Genomic DNA, 22,461 nt, shown 5'->3' with positions numbered 1-22,461 from the left:
GCCGCTCATGGTCGGTGATCGGACCGACGCCCGGGATGCGCCACCCGGGCGTCTTTTCGTCTACAACGGCGGCTTTCTCGCCCCCCGCGTCCGGCGTATCCTCACCCTGGCGGGCTGGCGGCTGACGACCGGCCGCCCCGGCCCGGCAGACCGCGTGGGCGTCTGGGGCCGGAGCCCGACCGCGCACCGGGGCGAGGCAATCGCCGCGCGCACCGGGGTGCCGATCGTGCGGGTCGAGGACGCGTTTCTGCGCTCCGTCCGCACGGGTCGGTCGGGCGAGCCGCCGCTGGGGCTGCTGATCGACCGCCGCGGCGTGCATTTCGACCCTTCCGAGCCGTCGGAACTCGAGCGCCTGCTCGTCGGCCATCCGCTCGACGACACCGCCCTGCTCGACCGGGCGCGCGGCGCGGTCGAGCGGCTGCGTGCGGCGCACCTGTCGAAATACAACATGTTCGACCCGGGCGCCGAGCCGCCTGCGCCCGGCTACGTCCTGGTGGTCGACCAGACCGCCGGCGACGCCTCGGTGATCGCTTCGGGTGCCGGGCCGGCGCGCTTCCGCGAGATGCTGGCCTTTGCCCGGATCGAACATCCCGGCGCGCGCATCCTCTTGCGCACCCACCCCGAAACGGCTGCCGGACAACGCCCCGGCCATTTCGGCGCCGAGGACGAGGATGCGCGGACCATGCGTTTTTCCGACGCCGTCTCGCCCTGGGCGCTGCTTGAGGGGGCGGTCGCCGTCTACACGGTCTCGTCGCAGATGGGGTTCGAGGCGATCCTCGCGGGGCACCGGCCGCGGGTGTTCGGCCAGCCCTTCTACGCCGGCTGGGGCTTGTCGGAAGACGAGGCTCCACCACCCCGCCGCACCCGCCGGCTGACCCGCGCCCAGCTCGCCGCCGGCGCGCTGATCCTCGCGCCCGCGTGGTACGATCCGTGTCGCGACCGCCTCTGCGAGCTCGAGGATGCCATCGACCATCTCGAGGCCCGCGTCCGCGCCGACCGCGAGGATCGGCGCGGCTACGTCGCCACCGGCATGCGGCTGTGGAAGCGGCGTCCGCTCCAGGGCTTCTACGGCACCCGGAAGGCGCTGGTGTTCGAGGACAGGCCCGCCCGCGCGGCGGCCCGGGCGGCGGAGCGGGACGTGCCGCTGCTGGCCTGGGCAGGCCAGGCGGGGGAGGATCTCGACGCGGCGACCGCCCGCACAGGCACCGAACTCAAGCGGATCGAAGACGGGTTCCTGCGTTCACGGGGCCTCGGCGCAGAGCTGGTGCCGCCGCTGTCGCTCGTCGCCGACGATCTCGGCATCTACTATGACCCGCGCCGCGAGAGCCGGCTCGAGCGCGCGGTGATCGAGGCCGCTGCGCTGCCGCCCGGGCGTCTCGCCCGCGCCGAGCGGCTGATCGAGCGGCTGCGGCGCGGCGGAGTGACGAAGTACAACACCGGAGGCCGGGCGCTGCCGCCGCTGCCCGAGGGCCGCAGGCTGCTGGTGCCCGGGCAGGTCGAGGACGACGCCTCGATCCGTGCCGGCTGCACCGGCGAGGCGCGCACCAACCTCGCGCTGCTGGCGGCCGCCCGTGCGGCCAACCCGGACGCGGTGATCCTCTACAAGCCGCACCCGGATGTCGAGGCGGGTCTGCGGGCGGGCCGTGTCCCGCAGGAGCAGACCGACGGGCTGGCCGACGTCGTGCTATCGGGCGTCGACGCCGCCACCGCGCTGGCCGCGTGCGCGGGCGTCTGGACGCTGACCTCGGCCACCGGCTTCGAGGCGCTGATCCGCGGTCTGCGCGTCACGTGCCTCGGTGCCCCGTTCTACGCGGGCTGGGGGTTGACCGACGACCGCGCGCCGGTGCCCGACCGCCGGCAGGCGGCGCGGCCCACGCTCGCCGCGCTCGTTCACGCCGCGCTCATCGCCTATCCGCGCTACCACGATCCGGTCTCGGGCCTGCCCTGCCCGGTCGAAGTGGCGCTCGACCGTCTGGAGGCGGGCCTGCCGCCGCGCCGCGGCCCTGTAAACCGGGCGCTCGCGAAGGCGCAGGGCTGGCTGGCCGGACATGCTCACCTGTGGCGCTGAGTGCGCTCTTGCACGCGCGGTGCCCCGCCCCTAACCCATGGGCGACGCGGCCAGCCCGCGCCGGACAGGAGCGCCACAGCCATGATCCCCGCCCGCAGCCACGAGGGTGAACGCGTCGCCGTGCTCGGCCTCGGCCGCTCGGGCCTGTCGGCGGCGCGGTCGCTCGCCGCGGGCGGCGCCACACCGCTCTGCTGGGATGACGGGGCGCCTGCCCGCGAAAGGGCCGAGCGAGAGGGCTTCGCGGTGCACGACCCCACGGCGCCCGGGGCCTTCGAGGGCGTCTCGACCCTGATCCTGTCGCCCGGCATTCCGCATCTCTACCCGGCGCCGCATCCGGGCGTGGCCGCCGCGCTCGCCGCCGGCGTGCCGGTCGACAACGATGTGGGCCTCTTCTTCCGCTCGCTCGCCGTCGACGAATGGAACCGGTTCGATACTGTGCCGCGTGTCGTCGCCGTCACCGGCTCGAACGGCAAGTCGACGACGGCCGCGCTGATCGCCCATGTCCTGCGGGAGGCGGGCAAGCCCGTGCAGCTTGCCGGCAATATCGGGCGCGGGGTGATGGATATCGACCCGCCGGGCGACGGCTCCGTGGTGGTGCTGGAGCTCTCCTCCTACCAGACCGACCTCGCCCGCGCGCTCACCCCCGACATCGCCGTTTTCACCAATCTCTCGCCCGACCATCTCGACCGGCACGGCGGCATGGGCGGCTATTTCGCCGCCAAGCGCCGCCTTTTCGCCGAGGGCGGGCCGGAGCGGGCCGTTGTCGGCGTCGACGAGGTGGAGGGCCTGTTCATGGCGGGGCAACTCGCCACGGGGCCGGGCGACGACCGGGTGATCCGCGTCTCGGCGGGGCAGAAGCTCGACGGGCCCGGCTGGTCGGTCTTTGCGCGCAAGGGGTTCCTCTCGGAATACCGCAAGTCGAAGCAGGTAGGCAGTTGGGATCTGCGCGGCGTGCGTGGCCTGCCCGGCGCGCACAACCACCAGAACGCCTGCTGCGCCTGGGCCGTCGCCCGCGCGCTGGGCCTCGCGCCCCGCACCGTCGGTGCGGCCTTCGAGACCTATCCGGGCCTGCCCCACCGCTCGCAGGTCATCGCCGAGGCGGGTGGCGTGACCTTCGTCAACGACAGCAAGGCGACGAATGTCGACGCCGCCGCCCGCGCGCTCGGCGCCTTCGACCGGGTGCGGTGGATCTGCGGCGGGCTGGAGAAGGAGGGCGGGCTCGACGGCCTCGCCCCGCAGCTTGGGCGGGTCGCCAGGGCCTATGTGATCGGGCGCGAGGCCGAGGCCTTCGCCCGCCGGCTGGGGCCGGGCGTCGAGGCCGAGGTCTGCGGCACGATGGAGCGCGCGGTGGCGCGGGCCGTGGCCGAGGCCGAGCCGGGCGAGACGGTGCTGCTCGCCCCGGCGGCGGCGAGCTTCGACCAGTACGACAATTTCGAGCGGCGCGGCGAGGACTTCGCGGCGCGCGTCCATGAGGCGCTCGCCGCGCGGGGGTGAGGGCACGACAGCGGGGCGGCGCGGCCCGGGTTCGATGCCGGCGTCGCGCGGGCGCGGCGGAAAGGCGGCAGGATCGGGGCAGATTTCCGTGGAATTGTCGGCGCCGAGCGCGTAGAGTCCCCCCAAACCCGGTAAACGGGCGCCCGCGCGGGTTACAACGCGCTTCGCGGGCATAGAGGCAGAGACAGGCAGATCGGGCGGGCTCCATGACGGAGATGGTCCACGGCACGGCCCGCGCCCATGCGGGCGATCCGGTGCTCCCGCGGTGGTGGCGCACGGTAGACAAGTGGGCGATCACCTGTGTGCTCCTGCTGTTCGGCGTCGGCCTGCTCCTGGGCCTTGCGGCCTCACCGCCGCTCGCCGCGCGCAACGGTCTGCCACCCTTCTACTATGTCGAACGACAGGCGGTGTTCGGCGCGATGGCGCTGGCGACGATGCTGGTCGTCTCGATGATGTCGCCGCTTCTCGTGCGCCGGATCGGCGTGCTCGGCTTCGCCGCGGGGCTGGTGGCGCTGGCGCTGCTGCCGTTTCTCGGCACCGATTTCGGCAAGGGCGCGGTGCGGTGGTACTCGCTCGGCTTCGCCAGCGTGCAGCCGTCGGAATTCCTCAAGCCCTGCTTCGTCGTCCTCGCCGCCTGGCTCATGGCCGCCGCGCAGGACGTGGCCGGCCCGCCGGGGCGCTCGGTGTCGTTCGCCGTGGCGCTCGTCGTGGTGGGCCTGCTCGCCGTTCAGCCCGATTTCGGGCAGGCGGCGCTGGTGCTCTTCGGCTGGGGGGTGATGTATTTCGTCGCCGGCGCGCCCATCGCGCTGCTGATCGCGCTCGCGGGCGCGGCGGTGGGAGCGGGGGCGATCGCCTACAACGCGTCCGAGCATTTCGCCCGGCGCATCGACGGCTTCCTCGCCCCCGATCTCGACCCGCGCACCCAGCTCGGCTTTGCCACCAACGCCATCCAGGAGGGCGGCTTCTTCGGCGTGGGCGTGGGCGAGGGGCAGGTGAAGTGGTCGCTGCCGGACGCGCATACCGACTTCATCATCGCGGTCGCGGCCGAGGAATACGGCCTCGTCCTCGTGCTCTTCGTGATCGCGCTCTATGCGGCCATCGTGATCCGCTCGCTCTGGCGGCTGATGCGCGAGCGCGACCCGTTCATCCGTCTTGCGGGCGCGGGGCTGGTGGCGATGTTCGGCGCGCAGGCCATGATCAACATGGGCGTCGCCGTGCGACTGCTGCCCGCCAAGGGGATGACGCTGCCCTTCGTCAGCTACGGCGGCTCGTCGCTGATCGCCGGCGGCCTCCTGATGGGGATGCTTCTGGCGTGCACACGCGCGCGGCCGCAAGGCGAGATGTCGGACGTCTTCGGGCGGGGCGGGCGATGATGGCGGCGCACCTCCTTCCGCGCCGCGGCGCGTGTGGCCGGCCGGCCCTCCGGGGGGGATATTTTCAGCAAGAAGAAGCCCGGGGCGGAGGGCGCGGGCGGTGAGCGGGCGGCTCTGCATCATCGCGGCGGGCGGCACGGGGGGGCACATGTTCCCCGCGCAGGCCCTGGCCGAGGCGCTGCTGGCGCGTGGCTGGCGGGTGCGCCTGTCGACCGACGCACGGGGCGCGCGCTACACGGGCGGGTTTCCGCAGGCGGTGGAGATCGAGCAGGTCGCCTCGGCCACCTTCGCGCGCGGGGGGCTGGCGGCGAAGGCGCTCGTGCCTTTGCGCATCGCGGCGGGGGTGGCGGCGGCGATGGTGCGGATGCTGCGGCAGCGGCCCGCCGTGGTCGTGGGCTTCGGCGGCTATCCTTCGATCCCGGCGCTGACCGCGGCCTGGGCGCTGCGCCGGCCACGCATGATCCACGAGCAGAACGGGGTGCTGGGGCGGGTCAACCGCGCCTTCGCCCGGCGGGTCGACGCGGTGGCCTGCGGCACCTCGCCCACCGCGCTGCCCGCGGGCGCGGCGGGTGTGCATACCGGCAACCCGGTCCGCGCGGCGGTGCGCGAGCGGGCGGGCGCGGCCTACATTCCGCCTGGCGACTATCCGCTCTCGATCCTCGTGATCGGCGGCAGCCAGGGCGCGCGCATCCTCTCCGACGTGGTGCCGCCCGCGCTCGCCGCCCTGCCGCTCGAGACCGTGCAGCGGCTGCGTGTCGCCCACCAGGCCCGCGAGGAGGATGGCGAGCGCGTGGCGGAGTACTACGCCGAGCACGGCGTCGCGGCCGAGGTCGAGACCTTCTTTCATGACATCCCCCGCCGCATGAGCGAGGCGCAGCTGGTGATCAGCCGCGCCGGGGCCTCGTCGGTCGCCGACCTGACCGTGATCGGGCGCCCGTCGATCCTGGTGCCCTACGCGGCCGCCGCCGAGGACCACCAGAGCGCCAATGCCCGCCCCCTGGCCGAGGCCGAAGCGGCGGTCGTGCTCGCCGAGGAGCGGCTCGCCGTCGACAACCTGTCGGCCCATGTCGCGGAGATCCTCGACAATCCGGACGCCGCGCTCGGCATGGCGCTCGCGGCCCGGCGGCTCGGCGTCGAGGACGCGACCGAACGGCTGACGGCGCTGGTCGAACGGGTTGCAGCCGGCACCCACAACGACAACAACGACGAGGCAGCGAAGTGATGGACGGCAGCACGATCATGACCCCCGCGACCAAGCTTCCCCAGGACGTGGGGCCCATCCACTTCGTCGGTATCGGCGGAATCGGCATGTCGGGGATCGCCGAGGTGCTGCTGACCCACGGCTACAACGTGCAGGGCTCGGACCTGAAGCGATCGAAGATCACCGAGCGGCTCGAGGCGCTGGGCGCGCGCATCTTCGAGGGGCAGAGCGCCGACAATCTCGAGGCGGCCGAGGTCGTCGTCATCTCGTCGGCGATCAAGCCGGGCAATGCCGAGCTCGACGCCGCCCGCGCCCGCGGCCTGCCGGTGGTGCGCCGGGCCGAGATGCTGGCCGAGCTGATGCGGCTGAAGTCGAACGTGGCCGTCGCCGGCACCCACGGCAAGACCACCACGACGACGATGGTCGCCACGCTGCTGGATGCGGGCGGCATGGACCCCACGGTGATCAACGGCGGCATCATCCACGCCTACGGCTCCAACGCCAGGGCGGGGCAGGGCGAGTGGATGGTGGTCGAGGCCGACGAGTCGGACGGCACGTTCAACCGCCTGCCCGCCACCATCGCCATCGTCACCAACATCGACCCAGAGCACATGGAGCACTGGGGCACGATCGAGGCGTTGCGGCAGGGCTTCACCGATTTCGTCTCGAACATCCCGTTCTACGGTCTTGCCGTCTGCTGCACCGACCACCCCGAGGTGCAGGCGCTGGTGGGCCGGATCACCGACCGGCGCGTGCTGACCTTCGGCTTCAACGCCCAGGCCGACGTGCGCGCGGTGAACCTGCGCTACGAGAAGGGCGTGGCGTGCTTCGACGTGGCGCTGCAGGCCGAGGGCACCGTGATCGAGGGCTGCACCCTGCCGATGCCCGGCGACCACAACGTGTCGAACGCGCTGGCCTCGGTGGCGGTGGCCCGGCACCTCGGCATGAAGCGCGACGAGATTCGCGCCGCGCTCGCGGCCTTCGGCGGCGTCAACCGGCGCTTCACCAAGGTGGGCGAAGTGGGGGGCGTGACGATCATCGACGATTACGGCCACCACCCGGTCGAGATCGCGGCCGTGCTGCGCGCCGCCCGGCAGGCCTGCGAGGGGCGGGTGATCGCCGTCCACCAGCCGCACCGCTACACGCGCCTCTCGACGCTGTTCGAGGATTTCTGCAACTGCTTCAACGATGCCGACGTGGTCGCCATCGCCGAGGTGTATGCCGCGGGCGAGGAGCCGATCGCGGGCGCCAGCCGAGACGACCTCGTGGCGGGGCTGATCCGGCACGGCCACCGCCACGCCCGCGCGATCCTCGGCGAGGACGACCTCGAGCGGCTGGTGCGCGAGCAGACCCAGCCGGGCGACATGGTGGTGTGCCTCGGCGCCGGCACGATCAGCGCCTGGGCGGGCCGCCTGCCCGAGCGGCTGGCCGCGGCCCCCGCCGCGGAGGGGACGGGCCGATGACGCCTCTGCATGATCCCCGTCGCGGGCCGCAGAGGGAGGCGCGACGGTGACGCTCTCCCTGGCCCTGGCCTGCCTCTGGGCGTTGGTGGCCTCGGTCATCGCCCTGCTGCCCTCGAAGCGGCAGCACTGGCCGCACGCCTACGTGCTGATCGCGGTGGGCATCCCGCTGCTGGGCTACGTCACCTATGAGAACGGGCCGACGGCGGGGCTGCTCTGCCTCGCCGCCGGCGCCTCGATCCTGCGCTGGCCGCTGATCTACTTCTTCCGCTGGCTGCGCAGCGTCGCCTTCCCCCGCAAGGCCCCGCCTCAGACCGAGCGGACGGAGGCCTCGCCGGCCCGGCAGGGAGAGTGACCTGCGTCGGGCAGGATCGCAGCGGGCGGTGTAGGGCGTCGACAGTCCCGTGTCCCCCATGGACGGCCGGCCTGGGCCGGTCCATCGCTCGATCGGGCATCGCCAGGCCGCAGGCCGGGCCGCGCCCGACCCTCCCCCGGGTCGGGCGCATGGGGAACCTTCCGCGCCGCGCTGACGGCGTGAGCTCCCTCGGTGCCTCGCTCCGAATGAACGTGGCCCTCCATGCGCCCATCCCAGGGTCGGGCGCGTCCCTCGTCGCTCCCCGCGGCGCTGGCATACCGACGACAAATCGGCGAAGGACGGCCGCATGACCAACCGCGATCCGTCAGCGACCCTCCCCACCCCCCGCGGCCGTCTCACGGCCGGCAAGCCGCTCTCCGATCTCACCTGGCTGCGGGTGGGGGGGCCGGCGGAGTGGCTGTTCCAGCCCGCCGACGAGGCTGATCTGGCGGCGTTCCTCGCCGCGCTGCCGGCGGAGGTGCCTGTGTTCCCCATGGGGGTCGGCTCGAACCTGATCGTCCGCGACGGGGGCTTGCGGGGCGTGACCGTCCGGCTCGGGCGGGGCTTCAACGCCGTGCGCGTCGAGGGCGAGCGGGTGGTCGCCGGGGCCGCGGCGCTCGACGCGCAGGTGGCCAGGCGCGCGGCCGAGGCGGGGCTCGACCTGACCTTCCTGCGCACGATCCCCGGCGCCATCGGCGGCGTGGTGCGGATGAACGCGGGCTGCTACGGCACCTACACCGCCGACCGGCTGGAGAGCGTGCGCGCCGTCACACGGGCGGGCGCGGCCGTCACGCTGTCCGCCGCCGACCTGCGCCTCGCCTACCGCCACTCGGAACTGCCGGCAGGCTGGGTGATCGTCGAGGCGACGTTCCGCCCGCCCGCGGGCGCGCCCGAGGCGCTGGCCGCGCGGATGGCGGACCAACTGGCGAAACGCGACGCCACCCAGCCGACGAAGGAGCGCACCGCCGGCTCGACCTTCCGTAACCCGTCGGGCCAGTCCTCCACCGGGGCGCCCGACGACAGCCACGAGCTGAAGGCGTGGAAGGTGATCGAAGACGCCGGCATGCGGGGCGCGCGGCTCGGCGGCGCGCAGATGTCGCCGATGCACGCCAACTTCCTCGTCAATACCGGTGGCGCCACCGCCGCGGACCTCGAGGGGCTGGGAGAACTCGTGCGGAAAAGAGTTTACGAGACGCAGGGCCTCCAGCTACAGTGGGAGATCATGAGGGTCGGCGAAACGGCCCCCGAGAGCAGAGGCGAGCAGGCCACCTGACATCCAGCCCCCGACGCCCCCGGACGGGGCGGGGCGCGTTATGTCTGTTCGCCGCATCGGCAGACGGCCCCAACGGGGCCGATAACACGGGCCGGGTAACGGCCCCGAGGCAGGAACGGGGCATGTCGAGCAGGGCAGCCCCCCGGATCGCGGTCCTCATGGGGGGGCCGTCGGCGGAGCGCGAGGTGTCGCTCTCGTCGGGCCGCGAATGCGCGGCGGCGCTCCGGGGCGAGGGATACGACGTGATCGAGCTGGACGCCGGGCCGGACCTGCCCGCGCGTCTGGTCGACCTCGCGCCCGACGTCTGCTTCAACGCGCTGCACGGCCGCTGGGGCGAGGACGGCTGCGTGCAGGGCCTGCTCGAGTGGCTGCGCCTGCCCTACACCCATTCCGGCGTGCTGGCCTCGGCGCTGGCAATGGACAAGGAGCGGACCAAGGCCGCCTATCGCGCCGCCGGGCTGCCCTGTGCCGAGAGCGTGATCGCCCCCGCCGACGAGGTGCGCGCCCGGCATGTGATCGCCCCGCCCTATGTGGTGAAACCCAACAACGAGGGCTCGTCGGTCGGCATCTACATCGTGCGCGATGCGGCCAGCGGGCCGCCGCAGCTTTCCCCCGACATGCCTGCCGCCGTGATGGTCGAGCGTTACGCGCCCGGGCGCGAGCTGACCACCTCGGTGATGGGCGACCGCGCGCTTGGCGTCACCGACATCCTGACCGACGGCTGGTACAATTACGAGGCGAAATATGCCCCGGGCGGGTCGCGCCACGTCATCCCGGCCGATATCCCCCCCGAGATCGCCGCCCTCTGCGAGGACTACGCGCGCCGCGCGCACGTGGCGCTGGGCTGCCGCGGCGTGTCGCGCACCGACTTCCGCTGGGACGAGGCGCGCGGCGCCGACGGGCTGGTGCTGCTCGAGACCAACACGCAGCCGGGCATGACGCCCACCTCGCTCACCCCCGAACAGGCGGAGCATGCCGGCCTCGGCTTCGGCGCGCTCTGCCGCTGGCTTGTGGAGGACGCCTCATGCGACCGCTAGAGACCGACGCGCGACAGGACACGGAGAGCGGGCACGAGGCGGAGACGCCGCCCGCAGCGCCGCGCGCCGGCCCGAAACTGCTGGGCTGGGCGCTCACGCTTGGCGGTGTCGTCGGGCTGGCGAGCTGGATCGCCGCCCATCCGGAGCCGATGCAGGTGGTCTCGGACACCTTCTCGGAAATGCGGCGCGCCTTCGCCGGGCCCGGCTCGTCATGACCGGGCGCGGCGGCAGGGCAGGCGCCGCACGGCGTCGTGGCGGAAGGGCGGGGTGATGCGGCGCGATCCCGCCCCCTCGCGCCTGGCCTATCGGCTCGAGCGGCTGTGGCTGCGCCCGCTGGTGCGCCGCGCCGTCCGCACCGGTCTGCCGCTGGTCGTGGCAGGCGCGGCCGCCGTCTGGTGGGCGTCGGACCCCGCCCGCGTGCAGACCCTGCGCGAGACCGCGCAGGAAATGCGCCGCACCGTCGAGGAGCGGCCGGAATTCATGGTGCACCTGATGGCGATCGACGGCGCCTCGGCCGAGCTGTCGCGCGCGGTGCGCGAGACGGTGCCGGTCGACTTCCCGCTTTCTTCCTTCGACCTCGACCTCGAGGCGATGCGCGCCGAGATCGAGACGATCGACGCGGTCGCCTCGGCGCACCTGCGCATCAAGCCCGGCGGCACCCTGCAGGTCGAGATCGTCGAACGCGAGCCGGCGCTGATCTGGCGCACGGTCGAGGGGCTGATGCTGGTCGATGCCGAGGGCCACCCCATCGCCGCCGCCGCGGCCCGGGCCGACTGGCCCGAGCTGCCGCTGATCGCCGGCGAGGGCGCGAATGACGCCGCGGCGCAGGCGCTGGCCCTCTTCGAGGCCGCCCGGCCGCTGTCCGACCGCCTGCGCGGCCTGCAACGCATGGGCGAGCGGCGGTGGGACGTGGTGCTGACCCGTGGCCAGCGCATCCTGCTGCCCGAAGCACGGCCCGTCGCCGCGCTCGAGCGGCTGATCGCGCTCGACGAGGCGCGCGACCTGCTCGACCGCGACCTGACCCATGTCGACCTCCGCCTGCCCGGCCGGCCGACCCTGCGGCTCACGGCCGACGCCATGGCCGAGCTCGTGCGCATCCGTTCCCTCGACACCGTCGGAGATTGATGACGATGACCGACCTCTACCAGTCCCAGCGGGCCATGCGCCGCATGCGCAAGCAGGCGATGGACCGCGGCGTGGTGGCCATCCTCGACGTCGGCACGGCCAAGATCGCCTGCCTCGTGCTGCGTTTCGACGGCCCCGGCCGCCTGCCGGCGCACGAGGGCGTGGGCTCGCTCGCCGGGCAGTCGTCGTTCCGGGTGATCGGCGCGGCGACGACGCGCTCGCGCGGGGTGCAGTTCGGCGAGATCCACGCCATGCAGGAGACCGAGCGCGCGATCCGCACCGCCGTCCAGGCGGCGCAGAAGATGGCCGGCGTCAGGGTCGATCACGTGATCGCCTGCTTCTCGGGGGCGCGGCCGCGCTCCTACGGGCTGGAGGGGCGGATCGAGCTGACCGACAGCGTGGTGCAGGAGGCCGACGTGGCGCGCGTGCTCGCCGCCTGCGACGTGCCCGACATCGGCCCCCACCGCGAAGTGCTGCACGCCCAGCCGGTGAACTTCGCCATCGACCATCGCACGGGGCTGATGGACCCGCGCGGCCAGACGGGCAACGCGCTGATGGCCGACATGCACCTGCTGACGGTCGAGGAGCAGGCGGTGCAGAACCTGGCCTACTGCATCAAGCGCTGCGATCTCGAGCTCGCGGGCCTGGCCTCGTCGGCCTACGTCTCGGGCATCTCGGCGCTGGTCGAGGACGAGCAGGAGCTGGGCGGCGCCTGCGTCGATATCGGCGGGGGCGCCACCAGCCTGTCGATCTTCATCAAGAAACACATGATCTATGCCGATTCGGTGCGAATCGGCGGCGAGCACGTCACCGCCGACATCTCGAAGGGCCTGCAGGTGCCCATGCATGTGGCAGAGCGCCTGAAGACCGTGCATGGCGGTGTCGTGGCCACGGGCATGGACGACCGCGAGATGATCGAGATCGGCGGCGACACCGGCGACTGGGAGCACGACCGCCGCACCGTCAGCCGCGCCGAGCTGATCGGCATCATGCGGCCGCGGGTGGAGGAGATCCTGGAAGACGTCCGGCAGAGGCTCGACGCGGCCGGGTTCGAGCATCTGCCGGCCCAGCAGATCGTGCTGACGGGCGGGGGCAGCCAGATCCCCGGGCTCGACGGGCTGGCCAGCCGCATCCTCGGCCAGCAGGTGCGCCTCGGGCGCCCGCTGCGCGTGCAGGGCCTGCCGCAGGCGGCGGCCGGCCCGGCCTTCGCCTCGTCGGTGGGCCTGTGCCTGTTCGCCGCCCACCCGCAGGACGAGTGGTGGGACTTCGAGATGCCGGCCGACCGCCTGCCCGCCCGCTCGCTCAAGCGCGCGATCCGGTGGTTTCGCGACAACTGGTGAGCGCGGATCTGCACACCGGCCTTGACGTGCCGCAATTGCGAAGGTTACGGTTGGTTCAACAAGATTTTGGGAGTGCTCAAAGTGCGTCGTGTAGTTCTGTCTTCGTCGGTCGCGATTGCGTGCGCGCTGATGGCGTCTTCGGCGCTGGCCGCGACCGTTGCGTACGAGGCATCGACCCTTACTGGGCCGCTCGGCGGGATCGAACCCGTTTCCGGCGACGAGATCCGCTCGACGAATGCAGCCTATGACGACGAGGGCGATACCCCGACGGCTCCGGCCTCGCACTTTGTCTGGGTCGACAACATCCAAACCGTCGATTCGGCCATTTTCGAGTTCCAGTTCGACATGTCGCAATACATCGTCAGCACGGCGTCGTTGTCGGGGCTCTGGGCGGTGGACAACTTGGGCACCGTGTTTCTCAATGGCAATGAACTCGCCAGCTTCAGCACGACAACAGTCGATACGTTCAACGACATCCTCGCGAACGGAGTCTACGGGACGAGCGACGCCACCTTGTTCAATGCCGGGATGAACACGCTGCGCTTCGAACTGGAGGACGATGGGGGGCAGGCTGGTTTCCGCGCCACCGCGGTCGTGCACGCCACGCCCATTCCCGTTCCCGGGGCTCTTCCTCTGGCGTTGGGCGGGATGGCCGCGTTCGGCGCGCTTCGGGTGATGCGCCGCAGGTCGTGACGCGGTCGGCACGTGTCGTTTGTCGAGAGGGGCCTGCGGGCCCCTTTTTCGTGCGTGGGCCCGTCCGCGATTTTCCGGATGACGGCGCCGTGCGCCCTTGCTAGGCTCACGCCCAAGGCCCGTCAGAGGCCTGGCGGCAGGCAGAGCAGTCGCCCCCTAATCGTCGATACCGCATATCCCCGCGCGAGGGCTCTCCCGCGGGTGCCTCGGTGTGTCTGCGCCCATGATCGCTACATATGGGTCTGCATCCGAGATCGGGGCGGTTTCCTGCCGGCCCACGCGATATTTCGTGGCTGAATCGTGATTTCCGCGTGACGAATGGCCCTTCCGTGGCTATGGTTGCTGAAAAATCACGGGGACGGCGGTCGGAGAGGGCAAAAAGGCCCCCCGAGAGGCACCGCGAGACAGCAGCAGGCGACCGGAGCAATGACCTTGAACCTTTCCATGCCCAAGAACGACCAGACCGAGCTCAAGCCGCGGATCACAGTGTTCGGCGTGGGCGGCGCCGGTGGCAATGCCGTCAACAACATGATCGAGAAGGAGCTGGCGGGGGTGGAGTTCGTCACCGCCAACACCGACGCGCAGGCCCTGCAGCAGAGCCGCGCGCCCGCCAAGATCCAGATGGGCGTCAAGGTGACCGAAGGGCTCGGCGCCGGTGCCAAGGCCCAGATCGGCGCCGCCGCCGCCGAGGAGACGATCGAGGAGATCGTCGACCACCTCGCCGGCGCGCACATGTGCTTCATCACCGCCGGCATGGGCGGGGGCACCGGCACCGGGGCCGCGCCGATCATCGCGCAGGCCGCGCGCGAGCTCGGCGTGCTGACCGTCGGCGTCGTGACCAAGCCGTTCCAGTTCGAGGGCGGCAAGCGGATGCGCCAGGCCGAGGAGGGGGTCGAGCGCCTGCAGAAGGTGGTCGACACCCTCATCATCATCCCCAACCAGAACCTGTTCCGCCTGGCCAACGAGAAGACGACCTTCACCGAGGCCTTCAGCCTCGCCGACGACGTGCTCTACCAGGGCGTCAAGGGCGTGACCGACCTGATGGTGCGCCCCGGCCTCATCAACCTCGACTTCGCCGACGTGCGCGCGGTGATGGACGAGATGGGCAAGGCGATGATGGGCACGGGTGAGTCCGACGGCGAGGATCGGGCGATCCAGGCCGCCGAAAAGGCCATCGCCAACCCGCTGCTCGACGAGATCAGCCTCAAGGGCGCCAAGGGGGTGCTCATCAACATCACCGGCGGCCACGACCTGACGCTGTTCGAGCTCGACGAAGCCGCCAACCGCATCCGCGAGGAAGTCGACCCCGACGCGAACATCATCGTCGGCTCCACTCTCGACGCCGAGATGGAGGGGCGGATGCGCGTCTCGGTCGTCGCCACGGGGATCGACGCCACCGCGGCGAGCCACGACATCCCGCGTCCGCGCCGGTCGATGAGCGAGCCTCTGGCTCTCCGCACGGTCGAGCCTGCGGAGCAGGAGCGCGACGAGGCACCGGCTGCCGCAGCCGCCCCCGCCCCCGAGCCGCAGGACGAGGTGGCCGAGGCGCCCGAGCCGGGCCTTTTCGACACGTTCCCCCCGCGCGAAGCGGCCCTGCGCGACGCCGACGAGGCGCATGACGACGAGACGGCCGACGACGCCCTGCCGCCGCCGGCCTATCGGCCCGAGCCGCCGGCCGCCGCGCGCGACCAGACACCCGACGAGCCGGCCTTCGTCGCGCCGAAGGGGCCGGCGACGCGCGGCCAGCCCAGCGCCGAGACGCTCGCCCGCCTGCAGGCCGCCGTGAGCCGCTCGCGCCCCGAACAGGAGGGCGGCATTCCGGCCGGCCCGGGCCACACCGAGGAGCGGGCGGCGGCCGAACGCGGGCAAGCGGGCCGCTTCGGCATCGGCTCGCTCATCAACCGCATGTCGGGGCATGGCGGCGAGGCACAGGCCCACCGCGCCGAGCCGCACCTGCGCTCCGAGCCGCGCGAGGCACCGCCGCGCCCGCAACCGCGCGCGAGCATCCCGCCACGCGGCTACGAAGACGAACCCGACACCAATCCCGAGCAGGAACGCATCGAGATTCCTGCCTTCCTGAGGCGTCAGGCAAACTGACACAGGCAAGAAAAAAGCGCTGACGCGCACGAGCAGCAACCTCCAGTTCGGGCCGGCTATGCCGGCCCGTTTTTTGTTTTATATCAAGAATCTGCGTGTTGACGTGAATGTGTCGGCAATATCCTGCCGATGGGCCGCGCCCCATGTTTCAGGCGGTAACTATCGTTGAATTGTTCTTACCCGGTCCGCTCTGTATGCGGCTCTTGGGTGGGTGCGCAGGCGCGGCCTCGGCCGTGCCGCATCCGGCAAGGGGCGGGCCGGCGCGACGAGCGCAAGCCTGCCTCGAACCCGCCCGAAGCGGCGGGGAGGCCAGGCGCCGACCAAGGGAACGGTCGGTGGAAACGCGACGACAGCAGGCGAGGGCGCGACCGTGCAGACGACGCTCAGACGACCCGTGGCGCTCAGCGGCATCGGGCTCCATACCGGGAGGCCCGCGCGGGTGACGATCTCGCCCGCCGCTGCCGAGCTCGGCATCTGGTTCCATCGGACCGACGTCAAGGCGGCCGATCCCTACATCGCGGCGCGATGGGACGGTGTCGAGCAGGTGCCGCTCTGCACGCGTCTGGTCAATGAGGATGGTGTGTCGGTCTCCACCGTCGAGCATCTGATGGCGGCGCTCGCGGGGTGCGGCGTGCACAACGCGATGATCGAGGTCACGGGGCCCGAAATCCCGATCCTCGACGGCTCGGCCGCCGCCTTCGCCCAGGCGATCCTCGGCGCGGGCGTTCGCCGGCTCGACACCCCCGTGCGCGCACTCCGGGTGTGCCGCCCGGTCGAGGTTGCCGGCCCCGGGGGCGCGCTCGCCCGGATCGAGCCGGCCGAGGGGCTGTCCATCGCCTTCGAGATCGACTTTGCCGACGCCGCCATCGGTCGGCAGCGCCTCTCGCTCGACATGGGCAACGGCGCCTTCGTGCGCGAGCTCTGCGACAGCCGCACCTTCTGCCGGGCGGCCGACATCGACAGGATGCGGGCTGCGGGCCTCGCACTGGGCGGAACGCTGGACAACGCCGTGGTGGTCGAGGGCGACCGCGTGCTTTCGCCCGGCGGCCTGCGCCACAGCGACGAACCGGTGCGCCACAAGATGCTCGATGCCCTGGGCGATCTCGCGCTCGCGGGCGCGCCTCTGCTCGGCGCCTATACGGGGCGCCGCGCGGGCCACGCGCTGACCAACGGCCTGTTGCGCGCGCTCTTCGCCACGCCCGGCGCGGTGGAGTGGGTCGAATGCGACGCCGAATGCCAGCGCCGCCTGCCCGGCATGGGCGTCAGACTCGCCGATCTTGCGGCCGTCGCCTGACGGCGGGCGACCGGCCGGAAGAGGGAGCGCTCAGGGCAGCACGGCCAGCCAGAACCACGCGGTGAGCAGGCTGGCCCCCGTTCCCATCAGCACGGTCGAGGCGGCCACCCGCCGCGCCACCCCGTACATGTTGGCGAAGATGTAGGCGTTGACGCCCGCGGGCATCGCCGCCGTAACCACCGCAGAGCGCAAACCCTCCGTCGGCAGCGCGAGCGCCGAGCCGAGGCCGAATGTCACCGTCGGGTGCATCAGCAGGGTGACCACCAGCATGAAGCCGATCTGGCGCAGATCGCCCTCGGGCCGGTAGCGGTAGAGCACGCCCCCGAGGCCGAACAGCGCCGCCGGGATCGCCGCGCGGATCATCAGGTCGAGCGCGTCGGTCAGGGGGCCGGGCAGGGGGATGGCCAGGAGGTTGACGGCGAACCCCGCCGCGATGCCGAGGATCAGCGCGTTCGAGAACATCGCGCGCAGCACCTTGGCGCCGAAGGCGCCGGGCGACAGGCCCATGCCCTGCGCGCGCACCGTCTCCATCGCCGTGATCCCCACCGCGTAGCCGAACGGCGCGTGGAAGGCGATGATCGCGTAGTTGCCCGCCATCGCCTCGGTGCCGTAGGCCCGCTCGGTGAGCGGCAGGCCCAGCAGCACCGTGTTGCAGAACATGCAGGCGAAGCCGATGGCCACTGCGTCGGGCCACGGCCTGCGGAACAGCGCCCGCGCGCCCGCCAGCCCGACGGCAAAGCTCGCCGCCGAGCCCGCGTAGAACGATACGAGCAGCCGGATGTCGAGGTGCAGCCCGAGGTCGAGCTCGGCCAGCGCGCGGAACAGCAGGCACGGAATGGCGAAGCGCTGGGTGAAGATCATCAGCCCGTCCACCGCGCTGTCGGCGAAGACGCCGCGCCAGACAGCGGCATAGCCCGCCCCGATCACGAGAAAGACGGGAAGGATGACCTCGAGCAGGGCCGCCAAGCGCTCAGTCCGGGAAGGTCAGCGTCAGCCCGTCATGGGCGGGGGTGACGTGGTCGGGCGTCTCGGCATCGACGGTGGCGTAGTCGAGATCGACATGCATGTTGGTCAGGATCGCCCGGGCGGGCCGGGCGCGCTCGATCCAGCCCAGGGTCATCTCGAGATGGGCATGGCTCGGGTGCGGGCGGCGGCGCAGCGCATCGACGATCCAGCAGTCGAGGCGCTCGAGCGCGGCCCAGCTCGCCTCAGGTATCGCGTTGGCGTCGGGCAGGTAGGCGACGCCCCCGATGCGGAAGCCGAGCGCGCCGATGTCGCCATGCCCGACATCGAACGGCGCGAGGCGGATCGTGCCGCCGGGGCCGTCGATCGCGATCTCGCCCTCGATCGGGTTCATCTCGAGAATGGGCGGATAGCTCGACCCCTCGGGCTGCACGAAGGCGTAGGCGAAGCGTTGATAGAGATCGGCCTGCGTCGGCGCGTCGGCCCAGACGGGCAGGCGCTGCCGCATGTTGAAGACGATCATGCGAAGGTCGTCGAGACCGTGGGTATGGTCGGCATGGGCGTGGGTGAACACGACGCCCTGCAGCTCGCCCACGCCTGCGTCGAGCAGCTGGGCGCGCAGGTCGGGCGAGGCGTCGATCAGCACGCGGGTCGTCTTGCCGCCCGCCTCGCGCTCCACCAGCAGCGAGCAGCGGCGGCGCATGTTGCGCGGCTCGGCCGGGTCGCAATCGCCCCAGTGACCGCCGAGGCGGGGCACGCCGCCCGACGAGCCGCAGCCGAGGATCGTGAAGCGCAAGGTGCCCATCAGGCGTGCCTGGCCTCCCGCGTGTGGCCCCACTCGGCCGCCTTCCGGAACAGCCTGTCGAAATTGGCCTCCGTCGCGGCGGCGAACTCGGGATAGGGCAGGCCGAAGAGCTCGGCGCCCACCTGCGCGGTGTGGGCGGTATAGGCCGGCTCGTTGCGCTTGCCTCGGTGCGGCGGCGGCGCGAGATACGGCGCGTCGGTCTCCACGAGAATGCGGTCGAGGGGGGCGGCGGCGAAGATCTCGCGCAACTCGGTCGACCTGGGGAAGGCGGCGATGCCCGACATCGACAGGTAGAAGCCGAGATCGAGCGCCGCCTCGGCCAGCGCGCGCCCCGACGAGAAGCAGTGCATGACGCAGGTGTAGGCGCCTGCGCGATGCTCCTCGGTCAGGATGCGCGCCATGTCGTCGTCGGCGTCGCGGGCGTGGATGATCAGCGGCAGGCCGGTGCGGCGCGCGGCCTCGATGTGCACGCGCAGGCTCTCCTGCTGCACGGCGGCGCTCTCGGAGGTGTAGTGGTAATCGAGCCCCGACTCGCCGATGCCGACGAATTTGGGGTGGGCGGCCAGCGCCTCGAGCTGATCGGCCGTGGCCATCGGCTCGGTCGCGGCCGACATCGGGTGGGTGCCCGCGGCGTAGAAGACGGGGAAATGCGTCTCGGCCACGGCGCGCACTTGCGGCTCGTTGGCGAGCCTGGTGCAGATCGTCACCATCCGGTGCACGCCCGCGTCGCCTGCGCGGGCGATCACCTCGTGCAACTCGCCGGCGAAATCGGGGAAGTCGAGGTGACAGTGGCTGTCGGTGATCCGGGCGGCTTGGGCTCCGTCGTGGGGCGCGGTCTCGCCTGAGGCGGGGGTGGGCATCCGGGCCTCCTCGGGGTGTGGCGGCGTTGGGCTGGCGCGCGTCTCAGGCCGGGGCGGGCTGGCGGGCGGCCCCGTCGACGCGCAGGAACATATCGAGGAGGAGCGCGGCAGGGTCAAGGTTGACCGCGAACCCGTGGCGGGCGCGCTCGCCGGCCTCCTGCGCCACGGCGGCCCAGGCGCGGGCGGCGGCGGCATCCGGCGACAGGCGGGCGAGAGCGGCGGCCTCGCCCGGCACCGCCTCGGGCTCGGGCGGGCCGGTGATGCCCGCCCGGGCGAGGCGGGCGAGGAACATCTCGGTCAGGTGCAGCGCGAGGGGAAAGCCCTCCGGCCCCGGCTCTTGGGCGAGCGCGATGGCGGCAGGACGGTCGATGCCCGGCGCGGCGGTGAAAAGCTGCACGAGACCGCCATAGAAGGCGAGCCCGTCGCTCTCGACAAGCTGGAAGGCGGCGCCGACAGAGCCGTCGGCGAGCGCCGCGAGGCCCGGCGCGGTCGGTCCCTCGACCGGCTCGGCGCCCGCCTGGGCCAGCGCCTCGGCGAGGTCCGGGGCGGGCAGGGGGCGCAGGCGCAGGGTGCGGCAGCGCGAGCGGATCGTCGGCAACAGGCGCGCGGGGCTGTGCGCGACCAGCAGGAGGGTGGCGCGCTCGGGCGGCTCCTCGAGCAGCTTCAGAAGCGCGTTGGCGGCCGAGCGGTTCATCTCGTCGGCCGCATCGACGATCACCACCCGCCGCCCCCCCTCGGCCGCCGACAGCGCGAAGAACTCCTTGAGCCGGCGCGTGGCGTCGACGGTGATCTCGGTCTTGAGCTTCTTCGTCTTGTCGTCCCACGGGCGGCGCAGCAGGAAGAGACGCGGCTCCGACAGCGCGGCCACGCGGCGGGCCACGGGATGGTCGGGCGCGACGTCGAGGCTGCCGGGCGGCTCGGGGGCACCGAACAGGCCGCCGCCCTCTTCGGCCGGCTGGGCGAGCAGGAAGCGCGCGAGCCGCCAGGCCAGGGTCGCCTTGCCGACGCCTTCGGGCCCCGCGATCAGCCAGGCGTGGTGGAGCCGGCCCGAAGCATAGGCGTCGAGAAACGCCGCCTCGGCCTCGCCGTGCCCGAAGACCTGCGCCGCCTCGCGTGGGTGCGGGGCGCCGGGCAGGCGGTCGGCCTCGGGGATGTCGTCGTCGCTCACTGGGGGCTCACGGGAGGCTCACTCGGGGGCGCTCGGGGGCGGTCGCGCGGTCTGCGCGGCGACCAGAGCCGCCACCTCCGCCGCCACCTCGGCCTCGGGGCGGTCGCCGTCGATCAGCCGCACGCGGGCGGGCGCCTCGGCGGCGAGGGCGCGGAAGCCGTCGCGCAGGCGGTACTGGAAGTCGAGACCCATCTCCTCGAACCTATCCTCGCCTGACCGCCGCGCAAGCCCGCGGGCCAGCGCCACCTCGGGATCGGTGTCGATGACGAGCGTCAGGTCGGGCTCGGTGCCGATCACCTCGGCGTGCAGCCGGTCGACCAGCGCGCGCAGCGCGCCGCCGTCGCGCGCCGCGCCCTGGTAGACGCGGGTGGAATCGGCAAAGCGATCGGTGATGACCGTCTGCCCCTGCGCAAGGGCGGGGAGGATCGTCCGCTCCAGGTGGTCGCGCCGGGCGGCGGTGAACAGCAGGATCTCGGTGGTCGGCGACCATCGGTGCGGGTCGCCCTCGACCAGCAGGCGGCGAATATCCTCGGCGCCGGGCGATCCGCCGGGCTCGCGCGTGAGAAGCGGCTCGGCGCCCCCGGCACGCAACCGTTCTGCCAGCCGCCGTGCCTGGGTCGACTTTCCAGACCCGTCGATCCCCTCGAAGCTGACGAAGAGCCCTCGCCGCGTCGCGCCCTTCATGCGGCGGCCGCTCAGAGTGGCGAGGCGCGGCCCGCGATGTCGCGCAGGAGCACCTCGGCCGCCGTCCGCAACCGGGGCATGAATCCGCCGGCGGCGACGTCGTTCGCGGCCGTGAGCGGCAGCTCCCGCAGGCCGAGCTCGGGCAGGTCGATCCGCAGCGTGCCGATCTGCTGACCGGCCCGGACCGGCGCCACCAGCGGCGCTTCGTAGGAGATCTCGGCCTCGAGCTGGCCCTGCACCAGCGCGGGCACGAGCAGCGACACGTCCTCGGGCACGATCATGCCCACGCTGCGCTCGGCGCCCAGATGCACCGGCACCTCGGCGAGCCGGGTGCCCTTCTCGGCCACGGTGCGCTCGACGAACTGGCGGAAGGCCCAGCTGATGATCCGCTCGGATTCCTCGGCGCGGGCGGCACGGCTGTCGAGACCGCTGATCACGAACACGATGCGCCGCTCTCCCTGCACGGCCGATCCGGCGAGTGCGTAGCCCGCCTCCTGGGTGTGGCCCGTCTTGAGCCCGTCGGCGCCGATGCCGAGCCCCAGGATGGGGTTGCGGTTGCGCGTGTTCGACGGCGCGCGCCCGTCGAACTCGTATTCCTGCAGGGCGAAGTACTGGTAGTAGTCGGGAAACTCCTCGATCAGGCGCACCGACAGCTTGCCGAGATCGGCCATCGACATCCTGTGGTCGGGGTGCGGCCAGCCCGAGGAATTGACGAAATTGCTGTCGGTCAGCCCGATCACCCTCGCCCGCTCGTTCATCAGCCGGGCGAAGGCCTCCTCGCTGCCCGCCAGACCCTCGGCCACGACGACGCAGGCATCGTTGCCCGACTGCACGATGATGCCCTTTATGAGGCTCTCGACCGTGGGCCGGTCGGTCTCGTCGAGGAACATCGTCGAGCCGCCCATCGCGCGCGCCCTGGACGAGACCGAGAACCGCGTGTCGAGCGTGACGCGACCGTCCCGCAGCGCCTCGAACAGCATGTTCAGCGTCATCAGCTTTGACATCGACGCAGGCGGCAGCGGCTGGTGCGCGTTCTTCTCGAGAAGCACCGTGCCCGTTGTCTGGTCGTAGATCCAGGCAGCGGTGGCGCGGGTCTCGAAGGCCGCGTGGGCGGCGCTGGCGAGGGCGACAAGGGCGGCGAGCGCGAGGGGCAGCAGGCGGGTCATGGGCA

20 protein-coding genes are annotated in these 22,461 nt (G+C 72.3%); 14 read left to right on the top strand and 6 right to left on the bottom strand.

The features are described 5' to 3' along the window. The first annotated feature begins 7 nt into the window (after nucleotides 1-7). The 14 genes from DLJ49_RS09090 (at nucleotide 8) to lpxC (ending at nucleotide 16,810) form a co-directional block, all read left to right on the top strand. Nucleotides 8-2,068: a capsular polysaccharide biosynthesis protein gene (locus tag DLJ49_RS09090; RefSeq protein WP_115393225.1), complete on the top strand. Its 2,061-nt coding sequence runs from the start codon at nucleotides 8-10 to the stop codon at nucleotides 2,066-2,068. An 81-nt stretch (nucleotides 2,069-2,149) separates the two neighbouring features. Then, on the top strand, nucleotides 2,150-3,562 hold the full coding sequence (gene murD, locus DLJ49_RS09085; protein WP_115393224.1) for a UDP-N-acetylmuramoyl-L-alanine--D-glutamate ligase: 1,413 nt from the start codon (nucleotides 2,150-2,152) through the stop codon (nucleotides 3,560-3,562). 206 nt (nucleotides 3,563-3,768) lie between these two features. Beyond that, a complete protein-coding gene (locus DLJ49_RS09080) occupies nucleotides 3,769-4,935 on the top strand; it encodes a peptidoglycan glycosyltransferase FtsW (protein ID WP_115393223.1) in 1,167 nt (388 codons plus the stop codon). A 100-nt stretch (nucleotides 4,936-5,035) separates the two neighbouring features. After that, nucleotides 5,036-6,157: a UDP-N-acetylglucosamine--N-acetylmuramyl-(pentapeptide) pyrophosphoryl-undecaprenol N-acetylglucosamine transferase gene (locus DLJ49_RS09075; protein ID WP_115393222.1), complete on the top strand. Its 1,122-nt coding sequence runs from the start codon at nucleotides 5,036-5,038 to the stop codon at nucleotides 6,155-6,157. A 17-nt stretch (nucleotides 6,158-6,174) separates the two neighbouring features. After that, a complete protein-coding gene (gene murC, locus DLJ49_RS09070; protein ID WP_115393354.1) occupies nucleotides 6,175-7,599 on the top strand; it encodes a UDP-N-acetylmuramate--L-alanine ligase in 1,425 nt (474 codons plus the stop codon). 46 nt (nucleotides 7,600-7,645) lie between these two features. Next, entirely contained in the window at nucleotides 7,646-7,951 is a 306-nt protein-coding gene (locus DLJ49_RS09065) for a DUF2484 family protein (RefSeq protein WP_115393221.1), read from the top strand. A gap of 307 nt (nucleotides 7,952-8,258) precedes the next feature. Further along, nucleotides 8,259-9,224, top strand: a complete 966-nt coding sequence (gene murB, locus DLJ49_RS09060; RefSeq protein WP_115393220.1) for a UDP-N-acetylmuramate dehydrogenase — start codon at nucleotides 8,259-8,261, stop codon at nucleotides 9,222-9,224. 122 nt (nucleotides 9,225-9,346) lie between these two features. Beyond that, nucleotides 9,347-10,261 carry a D-alanine--D-alanine ligase gene (locus DLJ49_RS09055; RefSeq protein WP_115393219.1) on the top strand — a complete coding sequence of 305 codons (915 nt, stop codon included), beginning with the start codon at nucleotides 9,347-9,349 and terminating at the stop codon, nucleotides 10,259-10,261. Continuing rightward, complete coding sequence (locus DLJ49_RS09050) at nucleotides 10,249-10,476, top strand: hypothetical protein (protein WP_115393218.1); 228 nt, start codon at nucleotides 10,249-10,251, stop codon at nucleotides 10,474-10,476. Before DLJ49_RS09055 ends, DLJ49_RS09050 begins: the two co-directional genes overlap by 13 nt. 55 nt (nucleotides 10,477-10,531) lie before the next feature. Further along, nucleotides 10,532-11,386, top strand: a complete 855-nt coding sequence (locus tag DLJ49_RS09045; RefSeq protein ID WP_115393217.1) for a cell division protein FtsQ/DivIB — start codon at nucleotides 10,532-10,534, stop codon at nucleotides 11,384-11,386. Between the two features lie 5 nt (nucleotides 11,387-11,391). Then, nucleotides 11,392-12,726, top strand: a complete 1,335-nt coding sequence (gene ftsA / locus DLJ49_RS09040; RefSeq protein WP_115393353.1) for a cell division protein FtsA — start codon at nucleotides 11,392-11,394, stop codon at nucleotides 12,724-12,726. A gap of 72 nt (nucleotides 12,727-12,798) precedes the next feature. After that, nucleotides 12,799-13,419, top strand: coding sequence for a hypothetical protein (locus DLJ49_RS09035; RefSeq protein WP_115393216.1), 621 nt, complete (start codon nucleotides 12,799-12,801; stop codon nucleotides 13,417-13,419). A 426-nt stretch (nucleotides 13,420-13,845) separates the two neighbouring features. After that, on the top strand, nucleotides 13,846-15,516 hold the full coding sequence (gene ftsZ, locus DLJ49_RS09030; RefSeq protein ID WP_115393215.1) for a cell division protein FtsZ: 1,671 nt from the start codon (nucleotides 13,846-13,848) through the stop codon (nucleotides 15,514-15,516). 370 nt (nucleotides 15,517-15,886) lie between these two features. After that, on the top strand, nucleotides 15,887-16,810 hold the full coding sequence (gene lpxC, locus DLJ49_RS09025; RefSeq protein WP_115393214.1) for a UDP-3-O-acyl-N-acetylglucosamine deacetylase: 924 nt from the start codon (nucleotides 15,887-15,889) through the stop codon (nucleotides 16,808-16,810). Between the two features lie 30 nt (nucleotides 16,811-16,840). Here the strand turns inward: lpxC and DLJ49_RS09020 are convergent, their stop codons facing one another. Genes DLJ49_RS09020 through DLJ49_RS08995 form a run of 6 tightly spaced genes read right to left on the bottom strand, consistent with a single transcriptional unit; the run spans nucleotide 16,841 to nucleotide 22,456 of the window. Then, on the bottom strand, nucleotides 16,841-17,776 hold the full coding sequence (locus DLJ49_RS09020) for an AEC family transporter (RefSeq protein ID WP_115393213.1): 936 nt from the start codon (nucleotides 17,774-17,776) through the stop codon (nucleotides 16,841-16,843). 4 nt (nucleotides 17,777-17,780) lie between these two features. Beyond that, nucleotides 17,781-18,578 carry an MBL fold metallo-hydrolase gene (locus DLJ49_RS09015; RefSeq protein ID WP_115393212.1) on the bottom strand — a complete coding sequence of 266 codons (798 nt, stop codon included), beginning with the start codon at nucleotides 18,576-18,578 and terminating at the stop codon, nucleotides 17,781-17,783. Further along, nucleotides 18,578-19,438 (bottom strand): TatD family hydrolase, encoded by an 861-nt coding sequence (locus tag DLJ49_RS09010; protein WP_115393211.1) that lies wholly within the window; start codon nucleotides 19,436-19,438, stop codon nucleotides 18,578-18,580. Before DLJ49_RS09010 ends, DLJ49_RS09015 begins: the two co-directional genes overlap by 1 nt. Nucleotides 19,439-19,481: 43 nt before the next feature. Continuing rightward, nucleotides 19,482-20,606: a DNA polymerase III subunit delta' gene (locus tag DLJ49_RS09005; RefSeq protein WP_115393210.1), complete on the bottom strand. Its 1,125-nt coding sequence runs from the start codon at nucleotides 20,604-20,606 to the stop codon at nucleotides 19,482-19,484. 18 nt (nucleotides 20,607-20,624) lie between these two features. Further along, nucleotides 20,625-21,290 carry a dTMP kinase gene (gene tmk / locus DLJ49_RS09000; RefSeq protein WP_115393209.1) on the bottom strand — a complete coding sequence of 222 codons (666 nt, stop codon included), beginning with the start codon at nucleotides 21,288-21,290 and terminating at the stop codon, nucleotides 20,625-20,627. An 11-nt stretch (nucleotides 21,291-21,301) separates the two neighbouring features. Further along, a complete protein-coding gene (locus DLJ49_RS08995) occupies nucleotides 21,302-22,456 on the bottom strand; it encodes a D-alanyl-D-alanine carboxypeptidase family protein (protein WP_115393208.1) in 1,155 nt (384 codons plus the stop codon). Nucleotides 22,457-22,461: the final 5 nt, after the last annotated feature.

The organism is Rhodovulum sp. 12E13 (assembly GCF_003340565.1).
Taxonomy (GTDB): Bacteria; Pseudomonadota; Alphaproteobacteria; order Rhodobacterales; family Rhodobacteraceae; genus HLUCCA09.
The sequence above is the reverse complement of the archived record's forward strand: the minus strand, read 5'-3'. Positions and strand labels throughout refer to the sequence as shown.